At 67.3% G+C, this 12,377-nt stretch carries 13 protein-coding genes; 10 read left to right on the top strand and 3 right to left on the bottom strand.

The annotated features are described in order from the left end of the window. Positions 1–135: 135 nt before the first annotated feature. From axyZ to ACVN9Z_RS13430, 7 genes are all read left to right on the top strand, one after another. Entirely contained in the window at positions 136–774 is a 639-nt protein-coding gene (gene axyZ, locus ACVN9Z_RS13400; protein WP_053498261.1) for a multidrug efflux transcriptional repressor AxyZ, read from the top strand. A gap of 86 nt (positions 775–860) precedes the next feature. Further along, positions 861–1,757 carry a LysR family transcriptional regulator gene (locus ACVN9Z_RS13405; protein ID WP_054484607.1) on the top strand — a complete coding sequence of 299 codons (897 nt, stop codon included), beginning with the start codon at positions 861–863 and terminating at the stop codon, positions 1,755–1,757. A gap of 231 nt (positions 1,758–1,988) precedes the next feature. Beyond that, positions 1,989–3,491, top strand: a complete 1,503-nt coding sequence (locus ACVN9Z_RS13410; protein ID WP_053498256.1) for an ABC transporter substrate-binding protein — start codon at positions 1,989–1,991, stop codon at positions 3,489–3,491. A gap of 95 nt (positions 3,492–3,586) precedes the next feature. Further along, positions 3,587–5,386, top strand: a complete 1,800-nt coding sequence (locus ACVN9Z_RS13415) for a gamma-glutamyltransferase family protein (protein ID WP_458213514.1) — start codon at positions 3,587–3,589, stop codon at positions 5,384–5,386. Between the two features lie 76 nt (positions 5,387–5,462). Continuing rightward, a complete protein-coding gene (locus tag ACVN9Z_RS13420) occupies positions 5,463–6,437 on the top strand; it encodes a diacylglycerol/lipid kinase family protein (protein ID WP_049055054.1) in 975 nt (324 codons plus the stop codon). Then, entirely contained in the window at positions 6,434–7,270 is an 837-nt protein-coding gene (locus tag ACVN9Z_RS13425) for a metallophosphoesterase family protein (RefSeq protein ID WP_047992176.1), read from the top strand. Before ACVN9Z_RS13420 ends, ACVN9Z_RS13425 begins: the two co-directional genes overlap by 4 nt. After that, positions 7,267–8,034, top strand: a complete 768-nt coding sequence (locus tag ACVN9Z_RS13430; RefSeq protein ID WP_053498254.1) for a phosphatase PAP2 family protein — start codon at positions 7,267–7,269, stop codon at positions 8,032–8,034. Before ACVN9Z_RS13425 ends, ACVN9Z_RS13430 begins: the two co-directional genes overlap by 4 nt. Here the strand turns inward: ACVN9Z_RS13430 and ACVN9Z_RS13435 are convergent. The 3 genes from ACVN9Z_RS13435 to ACVN9Z_RS13445 are packed head-to-tail and all read right to left on the bottom strand — an operon-like array spanning position 8,005 to position 9,493. Further along, a complete protein-coding gene (locus ACVN9Z_RS13435) occupies positions 8,005–8,439 on the bottom strand; it encodes an NAD(P)-binding domain-containing protein (protein WP_054448127.1) in 435 nt (144 codons plus the stop codon). The two genes, ACVN9Z_RS13430 and ACVN9Z_RS13435, sit on opposite strands and share 30 nt — an antisense overlap. Continuing rightward, a complete protein-coding gene (locus ACVN9Z_RS13440) occupies positions 8,436–8,882 on the bottom strand; it encodes a PaaI family thioesterase (protein ID WP_429927803.1) in 447 nt (148 codons plus the stop codon). The genes ACVN9Z_RS13435 and ACVN9Z_RS13440 overlap by 4 nt, the downstream gene beginning before the upstream one ends. Next, a complete protein-coding gene (locus tag ACVN9Z_RS13445; RefSeq protein WP_458213464.1) occupies positions 8,879–9,493 on the bottom strand; it encodes a TetR/AcrR family transcriptional regulator in 615 nt (204 codons plus the stop codon). Before ACVN9Z_RS13445 ends, ACVN9Z_RS13440 begins: the two co-directional genes overlap by 4 nt. A 437-nt stretch (positions 9,494–9,930) precedes the next feature. Between ACVN9Z_RS13445 and ACVN9Z_RS13450 the strand changes: the two genes are divergently transcribed. The 3 genes from ACVN9Z_RS13450 (at position 9,931) to ACVN9Z_RS13460 (ending at position 12,363) form a co-directional block, all read left to right on the top strand. Next, positions 9,931–11,064, top strand: a complete 1,134-nt coding sequence (locus ACVN9Z_RS13450) for a porin (protein ID WP_024068073.1) — start codon at positions 9,931–9,933, stop codon at positions 11,062–11,064. A 420-nt stretch (positions 11,065–11,484) separates the two neighbouring features. After that, positions 11,485–11,844, top strand: a complete 360-nt coding sequence (locus tag ACVN9Z_RS13455; protein WP_020924744.1) for an NADH-quinone oxidoreductase subunit A — start codon at positions 11,485–11,487, stop codon at positions 11,842–11,844. Between the two features lie 42 nt (positions 11,845–11,886). After that, positions 11,887–12,363, top strand: coding sequence for a NuoB/complex I 20 kDa subunit family protein (locus tag ACVN9Z_RS13460; RefSeq protein ID WP_006217960.1), 477 nt, complete (start codon positions 11,887–11,889; stop codon positions 12,361–12,363). The last annotated feature ends 14 nt before the right edge of the window (positions 12,364–12,377 follow it).

Here is a 12,377-nt window from a genome sequence, read left to right on the forward strand (position 1 = left end):
TGTTTTGTTCAAAAGTATGCTGACGGCTGCATACATCTTTACAGTGCGCAGACGGCGGCCTCCGCAAACGGGGCCGCCGTTTTCACGTCGATCCGTTTTTCCCCGCAACCCGTTCATTTACAAGGAGATCTTTGTATGGCCCGCAAGACGAAAGAAGAATCCCAACGCACCCGCGACCGCATCCTGGACGCCGCCGAGCACGTGTTCCTGTCCAAGGGGGTGGCCAGTACCACCATGAGCGATATCGCCGATTTCGCGGGCGTTTCCCGGGGCGCCGTCTACGGCCATTACAAGAACAAGATCGACGTCTGCATCGCCATGTGCGACCGGGCCCTGGGCGAAGCCGTGTCGCTGACCCGGGTCTCGACCGACGGCGAGGCGCTGGAATCGCTGTATGCCTCGATGCGCCAGTACGTGCAGATCTACGCCGAGGAAGGCTCGGTGCAGCGCGTGCTTGAAATCCTGTACCTGAAATGCGAGCGCAGCGACGAGAACGCGCCGCTCCTGCGCCGGCGCGACCTGTGGGAACGCCACGCCCTGCGCACCTCCGAAAAACTGCTGCGTGTCGCGGTCAGCCGCGAAGACCTGCCGCGCGCGCTGGACGTGCGCCTGTCCAATGTCTACCTGCACTCCCTGATCGAGGGCGTGTTCGGCACTATCTGCTGGTCCGATCGCCTCAAGGGCGATATCTGGCCGCGCGTCGAGCGCATGCTCCGCGCCGCCATCGACACCCTGCGGCTGTCGCCGCAACTGCGGACGCCGCAGGCCGCTTGACCCCCTGGACGCGGCTGACCCGTTAGCCCGCGTCCCGATGCCGCGCCGGCCGCCGCCACGCCAGGCCGTGCCCCTACAATCCGGCCATGACCCTCAAGCAACTCGAAGCCTTCTACTGGGCCGCCACCTGCGCCAGTTTCGCCGTGGCGGCCGAGCGCCTGCACCTGTCGGTGTCGTCGCTGTCCAAGCGCATCGCCGAACTCGAGGACGCATTGGGGCGGCCGCTGTTCGACCGCAGCGGCCACAAGGCCGTGCTGACCGACGCCGGCCAGCGGCTGCTGCCGCAGGCGCGCGAATTGCTGGCCGCGGCCGACCAGATTCGCGCCTCCCTGGCGGAAACCCCGGTCCTGCGCGGCCGCTGCCGTTTCGGCGTGGGCGAACTGACCGCGCTCACCTGGCTGCCGCGCCTGATCGGCGTGGTGCGCGCCGCCTATCCCGAACTGGTGCTGGAACCCTACGTGGACATCGGCCAGGTGCTGGAGCAGCGGGTCGCCGACGGCGAACTGGACTTCGCCGTCATCGCCGGGCGTTCCTCGCGGCCCAACATCGCTTCCGCGCCGATCGGCGAAGCCGCGTTCGCCTGGGTCGCCGCGCCCGCCGTGCTCGAGGGCGACACCCGCATGTCGCCGGCATTGCTGGCGCAGCTGCCGCTGGTGACCTTGCCGCCGGGCGCCGGCACCACCCGCATCATCGACGACTGGCTGGCCGGGCGCGACGTGGCCGGCGAGCGCCTGTGCTGCAACAACTGGGGCGCCATTGCCGGCCTGCTGATCGAGGGCACCGGCGTCGGCCTGCTGCCCAGCCACTGGGCGCAGGCCTTGCAGGCGGAAGGCAGCCTGTGCGTGCTGCACTGCGAGCCGGCGCCGGCGGCGCTGCCGTATTCATTCCAGTACCGGCGCGACGACGCCCGGCCGCTGGTCGCCAGATTGCGTGAAGCGGTGCTGGAGGCGGTGGATTTCTCGGCGCCCTGCCGGTTGCCCTGAAGGATCGACGTCGTTCCGTCCGCAAGGCGGTCGTCCGGGACCAGGGGCGGGCGCCTGGCGGCCGCCGCTCTATACAATCGCCGCGCGCCTGGCGCAGAATCCAACAAGAACGTGCGCAACGGGGGGATGGGCCCGGCGATGCAGCACGGCTCGGGGTCTGTTCCCTCATTGCCGGGCGGCGTGCCGTCGGCGCGCGGGGAAGCAGGCCGCCTGAATCGACGGAGATCATTCATGCGTAAACTCTGCCTCGCCATGGCCATGGCGGGAATGCTGGCCAGCGGGCTGGCCCACGCCCAATCGACCCTGCGGGTCGGCCTGCAGGACGACCCGGACGTGCTCGATCCGACCCGCGCCCGCACCTTTGTCGGCCGCATCGTGTTCGCCTCGCTGTGCGACAAGCTGGTCGACATCACGCCGGACCTGAAGTTCGTGCCGCAGCTGGCCCAGTCCTGGAGCACCAGCCCGGACAACAAGACCCTGACGTTCAAGCTTCGCACCGATGCCGTGTTCCATGACGGCACGCCGATCGACGCAGCCGCCGTCAAGGCCAACCTGGACCGCGCCCGCACGCTGCCCGACAGCAACCGCAAGAGCGAACTGGCCACCGTGGCCAGCGTCGACGCGCCCGACGCCGGCACCGTGGTGCTGCACCTGTCCGAACCCGACGCCTCGCTGCTGTCGCAACTGTCCGACCGGGCCGGCATGATGATCTCGCCCGCCTCGTTCGACAAGGACCCCGGCGGCAAGCCGGTTTGCTCCGGCCCGTACCAGTTCAAGGAGCGGGTGCAGAACGACCGCATCGTGCTCGAGAAATTTCCCAAGTACTGGGACGCCGCCAACTACCACTTCGACCGCGTGGTGTTCACGCCGATCCCCGACAACACCGTGCGCCTGAACAACCTGCGCGCCGGCGACCTCGACATCATCGAACGCGTGGCGCCCAGCGATGCCAAGGCGGTCAAGGACGACGCCAACCTGCGCCTGGCGCCGGTCACCGGCCTGGGCTTCCAGTCGATTTCGGTCAACCTGGGCAACGGCGCGCGCGCCAACAACCCCCTGGCCAAGGACAAGCGCGTGCGCCAGGCGCTCGATATGGCCATCGACCGCGACGTGCTCAACCAGGTCATCGGCGAAGGCCAGTACCAGCCGGCCTACCAGCCGTTCCCGCCGGCCAGCTTCGCCTACAACAAGTCGTTCGAGCACGCCGGCCGCGATCCCAGGAAGGCCCAGGCCCTGCTCAAGGAAGCGGGCTTCGACCGCGTCAAGTTCGAGATCACCTTCGGCAACAACACCACCATGCAACAGGTGTTCGAGCTGGTGCAGGCCATGGGCGCCGAGGCCGGCTTCGACATCACCCTGCGTCCGGTGGAGTTCGCCTCGCTGCAATCGTCGCTGGCCCGCGGTGACTTCGAAGTCGGGCAGAGCGGCTGGTCGGGCCGGGTCGATCCCAGCGGCAACATCCACCAGTACCTGAGCTGCAAGGGCAACCTGAACGACGGCAAGTTCTGCGACCCGCAGGCCGACAAGCTGCTCAACGACGCCCGCGCCGAGCCGGACACGGCCAAGCGCCGCGCCCTGTACGACCAGGTGCTGTCGGTGATGCAGGACCAGCGTCCCATCGTCTACCTGTTCTACCTGCCGTGGACCTTCGGCACGCAGAAGAAGCTGGAAGGCTTCGTGCCGTATCCCGATGGCCTGATTCGCCTGAAGGGCGTCACCCTGGCCGGGAAGTAGCATCGAGCCAGACACGGGACCCGGTTGCGGGTCCCGTTTTTACTTGTCTCTCGCGGCCGCCGGCCTCGCGCCGTCCGCAACAGGATCGCACCATGATGTTTACGACTCGCCCGGAAATCCTCGGCACCTTTGGTGTCGTGACGTCCACCCATTGGCTGGCCAGCTCGGCCGGCATGTCGCTGCTGGAGCGCGGCGGCAACGCGTTCGACGCCTGTGTCGCCTCGGCCTTCGTGCTGCAGGTGGTCGAGCCCCACCTGGTCGGCCCGGCCGGCGAAGTGCCGGCGGTGTTCTATTCCGCCCGCACCGGCCGCGTCGAAGTGCTGTGCGGCCAGGGCACCACGCCCGCCGCCGCCACGCTCGAGCGCTACCGCGCCGAAGGCCTCGCGCTGATCCCCGGCAACGGCCTGCTGGCCACCGTGATCCCTGGCGCCTTCGATGCCTGGATGCAGCTGCTGCGCGACCACGGCACGATGCGCGTGCGCGACGTGCTGGAACCCGCCATCTACTACGCCGAACACGGCCACGCGCTGATGCCGCGTATCTCCAACACCATCGCCGGCCTGAAGGACTTCTTCCAGGCCCACTGGCCCACCACCGCGCAGGTCTACCTGCCCGGCGGCAACGTGCCCGAGGCCCGCAAGCTGTTCCGCAACCCGGCGCTGGCCGCCACCTGGACCCGCGTGCTGCGGGAAGCGGAACAGGCCGGCGCCGACCGCGAGCGCCAGATCGAGGCGGCCCGCGACGCCTTCTACCGCGGCTTCGTGGCCGAGGCCATCGACAGATTCGCGCGCGGCAACGAGGTCATGGACGAAAGCGGCCAGCGCCATCGCGGCGTGATCACCGCCGACGACCTGGCCGGCTGGTCGGCCAGCTACGACCAGCCCGCCACCTATGACTACCACGGCTACACCGTGGCCAAGGCGGGCGCCTGGAGCCAGGGGCCGGTATTCCTGCAGACCCTGGCGCTGCTCAAGGATATGGACCTGGCCGGCGTCGGCCCGACCAGCGCCGAGTTCGTGCACCGCGTCACCGAAGCCATGAAGCTGGCCTTCGCCGACCGCGAGGCCTACTACGGCGATCCCGCCTTCGTCGACGTGCCGCTGGCGCAACTGCTGTCCGACGAGTACAACGACGCGCGCCGCGCCCTCATCGGCGAGCAAGCCTCGCAGGACCTGCGGCCCGGACAGATCCCCGGTTTCGAGGCGCAGGTGGCGCGCGTGATGGACACCCTGCAGCGGCTGTCCAAGGTGTCGGCCCCCGGCAGCGCGACCAACGAACCGACGCTGGCCGACATGCGCGCCTCGGTCAAGCGCGGCGACACCACCCACGTCGACGTCATCGACCGCTGGGGCAACATGATCTCGGCCACGCCGTCGGGCGGCTGGTTCCAGTCCTCGCCGGTGATCCCGGAACTGGGCTTCGGGCTGAACACCCGCGCCCAGATGTTCTGGCTGGAGGAGGAGCTGCCGGGCACGCTGGCGCCGGGCAAGCGTCCGCGCACCACGCTGACGCCGTCGCTGGCGCTGCGCGAGGGCCGGCCCTATCTCGCATTTGGCACGCCGGGCGGCGACCAGCAGGAGCAATGGCAACTGCTGTTCTTCCTGCGCCACGCGCACCACGGCCTGAACCTGCAGGAAGCCATCGACCTGCCGATGTCGCACACCATGCATTTCCCCACCTCGTTCTACCCGCGCGACCGCAAGCCGGGACACCTGGCGGTGGAAAGCGGCTTCGGCGCCGAGACCATTGCCGCGCTGCACGCCCGCGGCCACCAGATCGAGGAAGTGCCGCAATGGTCGGTCGGCCGCCTGACCGCCGCCTCGCGCGACGCCGACGGCCTGCTGCACGCGGCCGCCACGCCGCGCCTGATGCAGGCCTACGCGGTCGGCCGCTGAGCCTCGTGCCGGCGCGCCCGCCCGGCGCGCGCCGGCACGGTTGCGGCGATTTGCCGCCATGGGCTATCTTTTGCCCATGACGCCTATCCAGCAGAGCCCGGCGAGCGGGGCTCCTCCCCTGACGGGACACGAACCCCTCTTCATCGTCCTGAACACCGGCTCCGGGCGCGGCGACGCGCAAGCGCTGCAGGACATCATCCGCCGCGTGCTCGACCAGGCCGGCCGCCGCTTCCAGCTGATGCCGGTCGACGATCCGTCGCGCCTGGTCGCCACCGCGCGCGAGGCCGTGGCCCTGGCGCGCGAGGCCGGCGGCATCGTGGTCGCGGCCGGCGGCGACGGCACGCTCAACGCCGTCGCCGGCCAGGTGCTGGGGCAGGGCGTGCCGTTCGGCATCCTGCCGCAAGGCACCTTCAATTACTTCGGCCGCCGCTACGGCATCTCGCAGGACACCGAAGCCGCGCTGCGCGGCTTGCTGGGCGGCGAGCTGCGGCCGGTGCAGGTCGGCCTGCTCAACGGCCGCCTGTTCCTGGTCAATGCCAGCCTGGGCCTGTATCCGCAACTGCTCGAAGACCGCGAAGCCTACAAACAGCGCTTCGGCCGCAGCCGCCTGGTGGCGCTGTGGTCCGGGCTCGTGACGCTGATGCGCGCGCCGCGCCAGCTCAGCCTGCGGCTCGACTACGAAGGCCGCGTGCGCGACCTGCGTTCGCCAACGCTGGTGGTGGGCAACAATCGCCTGCAACTGGAGCATATCGGCATCGATCCCGCCGAACTGGACCGCGGCCACCTGGTGGCCATGGCGGCGCGGCCGGTCGGCACGCTGGCGCTGTACGGTCTGTTGCTGCGCGGCCTGTTCAGCCGGCTGGGCGAGGCCGAGCACGTCGTCAGTTTCGCCTTCGACCGCCTGATGGTCTCGATCCGTGGGCGCCGCCGCGTCAAGGTCGCCATGGACGGCGAAATATCCTGGATGGACACCCCGCTGGAATTCAAGGTGTCCGACACGCCTCTGCCGCTGGTGGTGCCGGTCGCCGCCCCGGAAGAGGGGCGGCCATGACGCGCATCCTGCAGTTCTCCGACACCCACTTCGGCACCGAGCGCAAGCCGGTGGTCGAGGCCGCGCTGGACCTGGCCCGATCACTTTCACCCGAATTGGTCGTGATCAGCGGCGACATCACCCAGCGCGCGCGGCGCGGCCAGTTCGCCGCCGCCCGCAAGTTCATCGAGCGCCTGTCGCTGCCGGTGCTGGCGGTGCCGGGCAATCACGACATTCCGCTCTTCAACCTGTTCGCGCGGGCGCTCAATCCTTACGGCAACTACAAGCGCGCGCTCGGCGCCGTGCTCGAGCCGGTCTATGAATCCGACGGGCTGCTGGCCATTGGCGTCAACACCACGCGGCCCCGCCGCCGCAAGGACGGCGAGATTTCCGATGCGCAGATCGCGCGCGTGGCGCAGCGCCTGCGCCAGGCCAGGCCGGGGCAGTTGCGGGTGGTGGTGGCGCATCACCCGATGCGCGCCAAGGTCGAATCCGATCACTCCAACCTGCTGATCGGCCGCCAACGTGCGCTGGCCGCCTGGGCCCAGGCGGGGATCGACCTGATCCTGGGGGGGCATATCCACCTGCCCTACGTACTGCCCGCCAGCGTCGACCCGGCCGTGGCCGCCGGCTGGGTGGTGCAGGCCGGCACCGCATGCTCGCGCCGGGTGCGGGGCAATATCCCCAATTCGGTCAACCTGATCAGTTGCGAAACCGCGGGCGATACGCGCGTCTGCCACGTGGAGCGCTGGGACTACGCCGCTGGCGCCCACGCTTTCGCGCCGGCCGACAGGACGCTGGTCACGACGGCTGGCGGCGATGGCCAGGCCGGCCTGCCGTCGGGGGCGCGATGACCGATTCCTGCGCGGCCTGGGTGGCGTCCCACGCGCTGCTCCTGTTCATGCTGGCGCCGCCGGGCATCGCGCTCGTGGCGGTGTTGCTGGCGCGGGCCTATGTCCGGGCCGCGCCCGCGGCCCGCCTGGCTGGCTTCGCCGGCGCGGTCGCCCTGGCCTGCGCCGTCTTCCTGTCGCTGGCCGCGGCCGTGACGCGACCGGGCGTGGTGGTCGAGTTCGATAGCGCCCTGGCAGGCGCCCTGAGCATGTCGATGGCGGATTCCGTGCTGTGGCTGCTGTCGTGGTTCACCACCCTGGGCGATCGCAGCCTGTTGACGGTGCTGGCCATCGCGATGACGGTCGCATTGCTGTGGCACCGGCAGTGGCGCCTGGCTGCTTTCTGCGCCATTGCCACCGGCGGCGGCGGGGCGCTCAACCGGCTGCTCAAGCACGGCTTCGAGCGCGTCCGCCCCGAACATGACCACGGTTTCGCGACGGCATTGGGCTGGAGTTTCCCCAGCGGGCATGCCTCGGCGGCCATGGCGGTGTACGGCGCGGCGTGTTACCTGGCCTGGCGTCTCGCGCCTCAGGCCTGGCGGTTGCCAGGCGTGGCGCTGGCCGCCGCGCTGATCATGGCGATCGGGTTGAGCCGGGTCCTGTTGCAGGTGCACTTCGCCAGCGACGTGGCGGCGGGTTTTGCCATCAGCTTCGCCTGGCTGGCCATTTGCGTGGCCGTGACGGAACGGGCGAGCGCTTCAGCGCGGCGGGAGCAGCGCATCCAGTAGGCGCGCGTCGGTTCCGCGGATATCCCGCGACTCCAGCGCGGCGCAGGCATAGCGGCCGCCGGCGATGGCGATCGCCTGGTCGAGCCGGCGCGCCCGGTCCGGCGGCGGGGGTTCCAGGTCGACGATCAGCTTGCCGGCCACGGGCGCGGTCACTTCGCCGTCGCTGAAACGCTCCAGGGTGCGGTCGATCTCGCGTTCTCGCGGCAGCGCCAGCACGATGGTGTCCGACTCGGCCAGGGCTTCACGCGCCGAGGTGGCCAGGGTCGCGCTGCCGCGGAAGTCCTCGCAGCGGTCCGGGTCGATGTCATAGACCGTCAGGGCGATATCGGGCTCGGCCGCCAGCAGCCGCCGCGCCGCCTGGGTGCCGGTGCGCCCCATTCCCACGATGCTGATGCGCAGGCTCATGGCTTGGGCACCGACCAGGTGCTGACGATATGGGCCAGCGGTTCGCCGCCGCCGGCCGCGGTCAGGATGACCTCGCCCGCCGACAGGCGGCCCACCTTGAGCAGCCGGGCGTCGGCGTGGACCGCCCCGGCCGGGCTCTTGCGCAGGAAGTTGATGGTCAGGCTGGCGGTGACGGCGTGGGCTTGTCCGGTGGCGCCGACCACCGCGGCATACATGGCCAGGTCGGCCAACCCCATCAGCATCGGGCCCGCGACGATCCCGCCCAGGCGCTGGTGGCTGTCGCGCGCGGGCAGGACGGCGAGGGCGGTGCCGCGGCCGATCCGTTGCACCTCGATGCCCAGCAACAGGGAAAAGGGATGCTGTTCGGCCAGCAATAGCTGGAAGTCGGCCAGGCTGATCAGTGGCGCCTCGGCCTGGGCGCAGGGCAGGGTGATGGAGGTCATCGTTGTTCCAGCGCGTGGCAATAATGATCCAGCAGGACGTCGGCCTGCTGGCCCAGGGATTTCAGGCGGCGGGTGTGCAACAGCAACAACAGCCCGATGAGGTAGGTGAAGACGTTCATCTGCTCGACCAACACCGCGCCGGCGGCCCAGGACTTGGTGCGGGCCAGCGCCTGGCCCAGTACGTCGACGCATTGGCGCAGCCGGCCGTTCAGCTGTTCGTCCATGTCGCGGCCCAGGCCGCGCGGCCCCAGGCCCTGGAACAGGTACAGCCCGAGCGAGAAATCGGTGCGGCGCTCGGCGTAGTAGCCGAAAAAGGCCAGGATGGCCTGGCGCGCCGCGGCAGCGGGGGCGCAGTCGGCGGTCGCCGCCCGCAGATGCGCATGCAGGCGCTGCAACGATTCGTCCAGCAAGGCGCCGTACAGGATTTCCTTGCCGGCGAACCAGGGATATATCGCGCCCGTGGTGCAACCGGCTTCCTTGGCGATCGCGCGGATGGTGGTCTTTTCGAGGCCGTCACGCTCGAATACGCGCTGCGCGGCGTCCAGGATCATCTGGCGGCGCAGGGCGCTCAGGCGTTCGTTGCGGTCAGCGCGCGGAGTTGAGGTAGGCATCGGCAGCCAGGGGATTGAGGTGTTGTTAAATAATATCGACGATTTATTTAAATAACAACGTTATTAGAGACATCGCCAACAGGCCATGCAAGGGCGCGGGCCGGCGGGACGGCAGGGCCTCAACCGGGCGCTGGCGGACCGGGGGAAATCGTTCAAAAGAAATAAGGGCGGTATCAGCGAATTATTGGGGTCAGGGCTGAAAGTCGCGTGAATACGTGATCGTTTGCAAAATTCAGGGTTAGCCCTAGCGGGATTGGTCTGATGTTGCAATATCCCAACAAGGCTGTCGCAAACCTGCACTTTTCTGGTGTCTACCATAGCCAGCCCCCCTGATTTTTGATGCAATAGCGTCAACTTCCCTTCGCGGAGTTAGGGGGGCGGCAGGCTGGTTTGCTGGATTGCTGCTCTTGTCACTCAAATCAACGGAGATTTCTTAAATGAAAAAGACTCTGCTCGCTGCCGCCCTGCTCGCCGGTTTCGCCGGTGTCGCCCAGGCAGAAACGTCTGTCACCCTGTACGGCATCATCGACACGGGTATCGGCTACAACAAGATCAGCGGTGCTGGCGATGCCAACGGCAGCCGTATCGGCATGATCAACGGCGTTCAGAACGGTTCGCGTTGGGGCCTGCGTGGTTCGGAAGATCTGGGTGACGGCCTGCGCGCTGTTTTCCAACTGGAATCGGGTTTCAACTCGGGTAACGGCAACTCCGCTCAAGACGGTCGTCTGTTCGGTCGCCAAGCCACCGTCGGTCTGGCCAGCGACAGCTGGGGCCAACTGGACTTCGGTCGTCAAACCAACATCGCCTCGAAGTACTTCGGTTCGATCGATCCGTTCGGCGCCGGCTTCAACGTCGCCAACATCGGCACCGGCATGAGCGCTGCCAACACCGCTCGCTACGACAACATGGTCATGTACCAAACCCCGTCGTTCAGCGGCTTCCAGTTTGGCGTTGGCTACTCGTTCAGCGCTGATGATCGCAACACCGACGCTCGTCGTTCGGGCTTCCGCACCGCCGACAACGTCCGTGCCATCACGACCGGTCTGCGTTACGTCAACGGCCCGTTGAACGTGGCTCTGTCCTACGACCAACTGAAGGCTTCGAACAAGCAGTTCCAAGACGAAGTCGACGCCACCCCGCGTTCGTACATGATCGGCGGCAGCTACGACTTCGAAGTCGTGAAGCTGGCTCTGGCCTACGCTCGCACGACCGACGGCTGGTTCACCACGTCGAATCCGTCGGGTGCTTCGGGCACGCTGGCCAACGGCAATGACCTGGGCTTCACCAACAACTCGTTCGCTGATGGCTTCAAGGCCAACTCGTACATGCTGGGTCTGTCGGCCCCGATCGGCGGTGCTTCGAGCCTGTTCGGTTCGTGGCAACGTGTCGATCCGTCGAACGACAAGCTGACGGGCGACGACGCCACGATGAACGTGTACTCGCTGGGCTACACCTACGATCTGTCCAAGCGTACCAACCTGTACGCCTACGGTTCGTACTCGAAGAACTACGCCTTCAACGATGGCGTCAAGGCGACCGCCGTCGGCGTCGGCCTGCGTCACCGCTTCTAATCGAAAGCAGGGCGCAAGTCCTGCCTCGATTCGTAGTGCATGAGCGGGCTTCGGCCCGTTCATATGAAGCCACCCTCCGGGGTGGCTTTTTTTATGTCCGAAATGTCTGCTTTTTTAAGCGACAGGTCCGCGCGCATGGCGGTGCGTGCGGGCGGGTGTCGTGTGTCGTCGCGACGTGTGCGCGATCAGCGGCGAAGGAGGTGTGAATGGTGTCGCGCGTGGCCGCTGTGCGGGCGTTTTATCGTGCTGGCGGCGCGGGCGTGGAGCGATTGCGGTAAGCTGTTTGCTTCCCGTCAAAGATTGCGATTGTTCCACTGGAGAAATGCAGTCTTTCACCCGCTGTTCACGCTACAGAGTTCAGCCGGAAGTAACCGCGCGAATGCTACAATCCTAAGGTTTGCGCATTTGACGGACGCCTGAATGAACCTGCAACAGTATTTCCCCGTCCTGCTGTTTATCGTAGTGGCCACCCTTATCGGGTTCGCGCTTCTGACGGCCGGCTCCCTCCTTGGCCCGCGGCGTCCCTACGCCGAGAAGCTATCCCCCTATGAGTGCGGCTTCGAAGCGTTCGAAGACGCGCGCATGAAGTTTGACGTGCGCTACTACCTGGTGGCGATCCTGTTCATTCTTTTCGACCTGGAAATCGCGTTCCTGTTCCCGTGGGCCATCGCCCAGGGCACGGTTGGAATCGTCGGCTTCTGGACGGTCATGGTTTTCCTCGCCGTGTTGACCGTCGGCTTCATCTACGAATGGAAAAAGGGCGCGCTGGACTGGGAATGACCCTTCGGGTTATTTCATCACCGCACGCTATCAGAGACGAATATGGCTATAGACGGCATTCTCAAGCAAGGGTTCATCACAACCAGCGCCGACAAGTTCCTTAACTGGGCGAAAACCGGCTCCATGTGGCCCATGACCTTCGGCCTGGCCTGTTGCGCGGTCGAGATGATGCACGCGGGCGCAGCCCGCTACGACCTGGACCAGTTCGGCATCATCTTCCGTCCCAGCCCGCGCCAGTCCGACCTGATGATCGTGGCCGGCACGCTGTGCAACAAGATGGCGCCGGCGCTGCGCAAGGTCTACGACCAGATGCCCGAACCGCGCTGGGTGGTGTCAATGGGCTCCTGTGCCAATGGTGGCGGTTACTACCACTACTCGTATTCCGTGGTGCGCGGCTGCGATCGCATCGTACCGGTAGACGTCTACGTGCCGGGCTGCCCGCCCACGGCCGAGGCGCTGGTCTACGGCTTGCTGCAGATGCAGAACAAGATCCGCCTGACCAACACGATTGCGCGCTGAGTTTGCGCACCGGT

It is taken from the genome of Achromobacter sp. KK8, from assembly GCF_054188005.1.

What these genes read in the sequence shown, in the direction of transcription:
- ACVN9Z_RS13410 (WP_053498256.1), top strand. Translation starts at nt 1,989, where the DNA reads ATGCGTAAACTCTGCCTCGCCATGGCCATGGCGGGAATGCTGGCCAGC.
- ACVN9Z_RS13455 (WP_020924744.1), top strand. Translation starts at nt 11,485, where the DNA reads ATGAACCTGCAACAGTATTTCCCCGTCCTGCTGTTTATCGTAGTGGCC.
- ACVN9Z_RS13415 (WP_458213514.1), top strand. Translation starts at nt 3,587, where the DNA reads ATGTTTACGACTCGCCCGGAAATCCTCGGCACCTTTGGTGTCGTGACG.
- ACVN9Z_RS13445 (WP_458213464.1), bottom strand. Translation starts at nt 9,493, where the DNA reads ATGCCTACCTCAACTCCGCGCGCTGACCGCAACGAACGCCTGAGCGCC.
- ACVN9Z_RS13405 (WP_054484607.1), top strand. Translation starts at nt 861, where the DNA reads ATGACCCTCAAGCAACTCGAAGCCTTCTACTGGGCCGCCACCTGCGCC.
- ACVN9Z_RS13420 (WP_049055054.1), top strand. Translation starts at nt 5,463, where the DNA reads ATGACGCCTATCCAGCAGAGCCCGGCGAGCGGGGCTCCTCCCCTGACG.
- ACVN9Z_RS13440 (WP_429927803.1), bottom strand. Translation starts at nt 8,882, where the DNA reads ATGACCTCCATCACCCTGCCCTGCGCCCAGGCCGAGGCGCCACTGATC.
- axyZ (WP_053498261.1), top strand. Translation starts at nt 136, where the DNA reads ATGGCCCGCAAGACGAAAGAAGAATCCCAACGCACCCGCGACCGCATC.
- ACVN9Z_RS13435 (WP_054448127.1), bottom strand. Translation starts at nt 8,439, where the DNA reads ATGAGCCTGCGCATCAGCATCGTGGGAATGGGGCGCACCGGCACCCAG.
- ACVN9Z_RS13450 (WP_024068073.1), top strand. Translation starts at nt 9,931, where the DNA reads ATGAAAAAGACTCTGCTCGCTGCCGCCCTGCTCGCCGGTTTCGCCGGT.
- ACVN9Z_RS13460 (WP_006217960.1), top strand. Translation starts at nt 11,887, where the DNA reads ATGGCTATAGACGGCATTCTCAAGCAAGGGTTCATCACAACCAGCGCC.
- ACVN9Z_RS13425 (WP_047992176.1), top strand. Translation starts at nt 6,434, where the DNA reads ATGACGCGCATCCTGCAGTTCTCCGACACCCACTTCGGCACCGAGCGC.
- ACVN9Z_RS13430 (WP_053498254.1), top strand. Translation starts at nt 7,267, where the DNA reads ATGACCGATTCCTGCGCGGCCTGGGTGGCGTCCCACGCGCTGCTCCTG.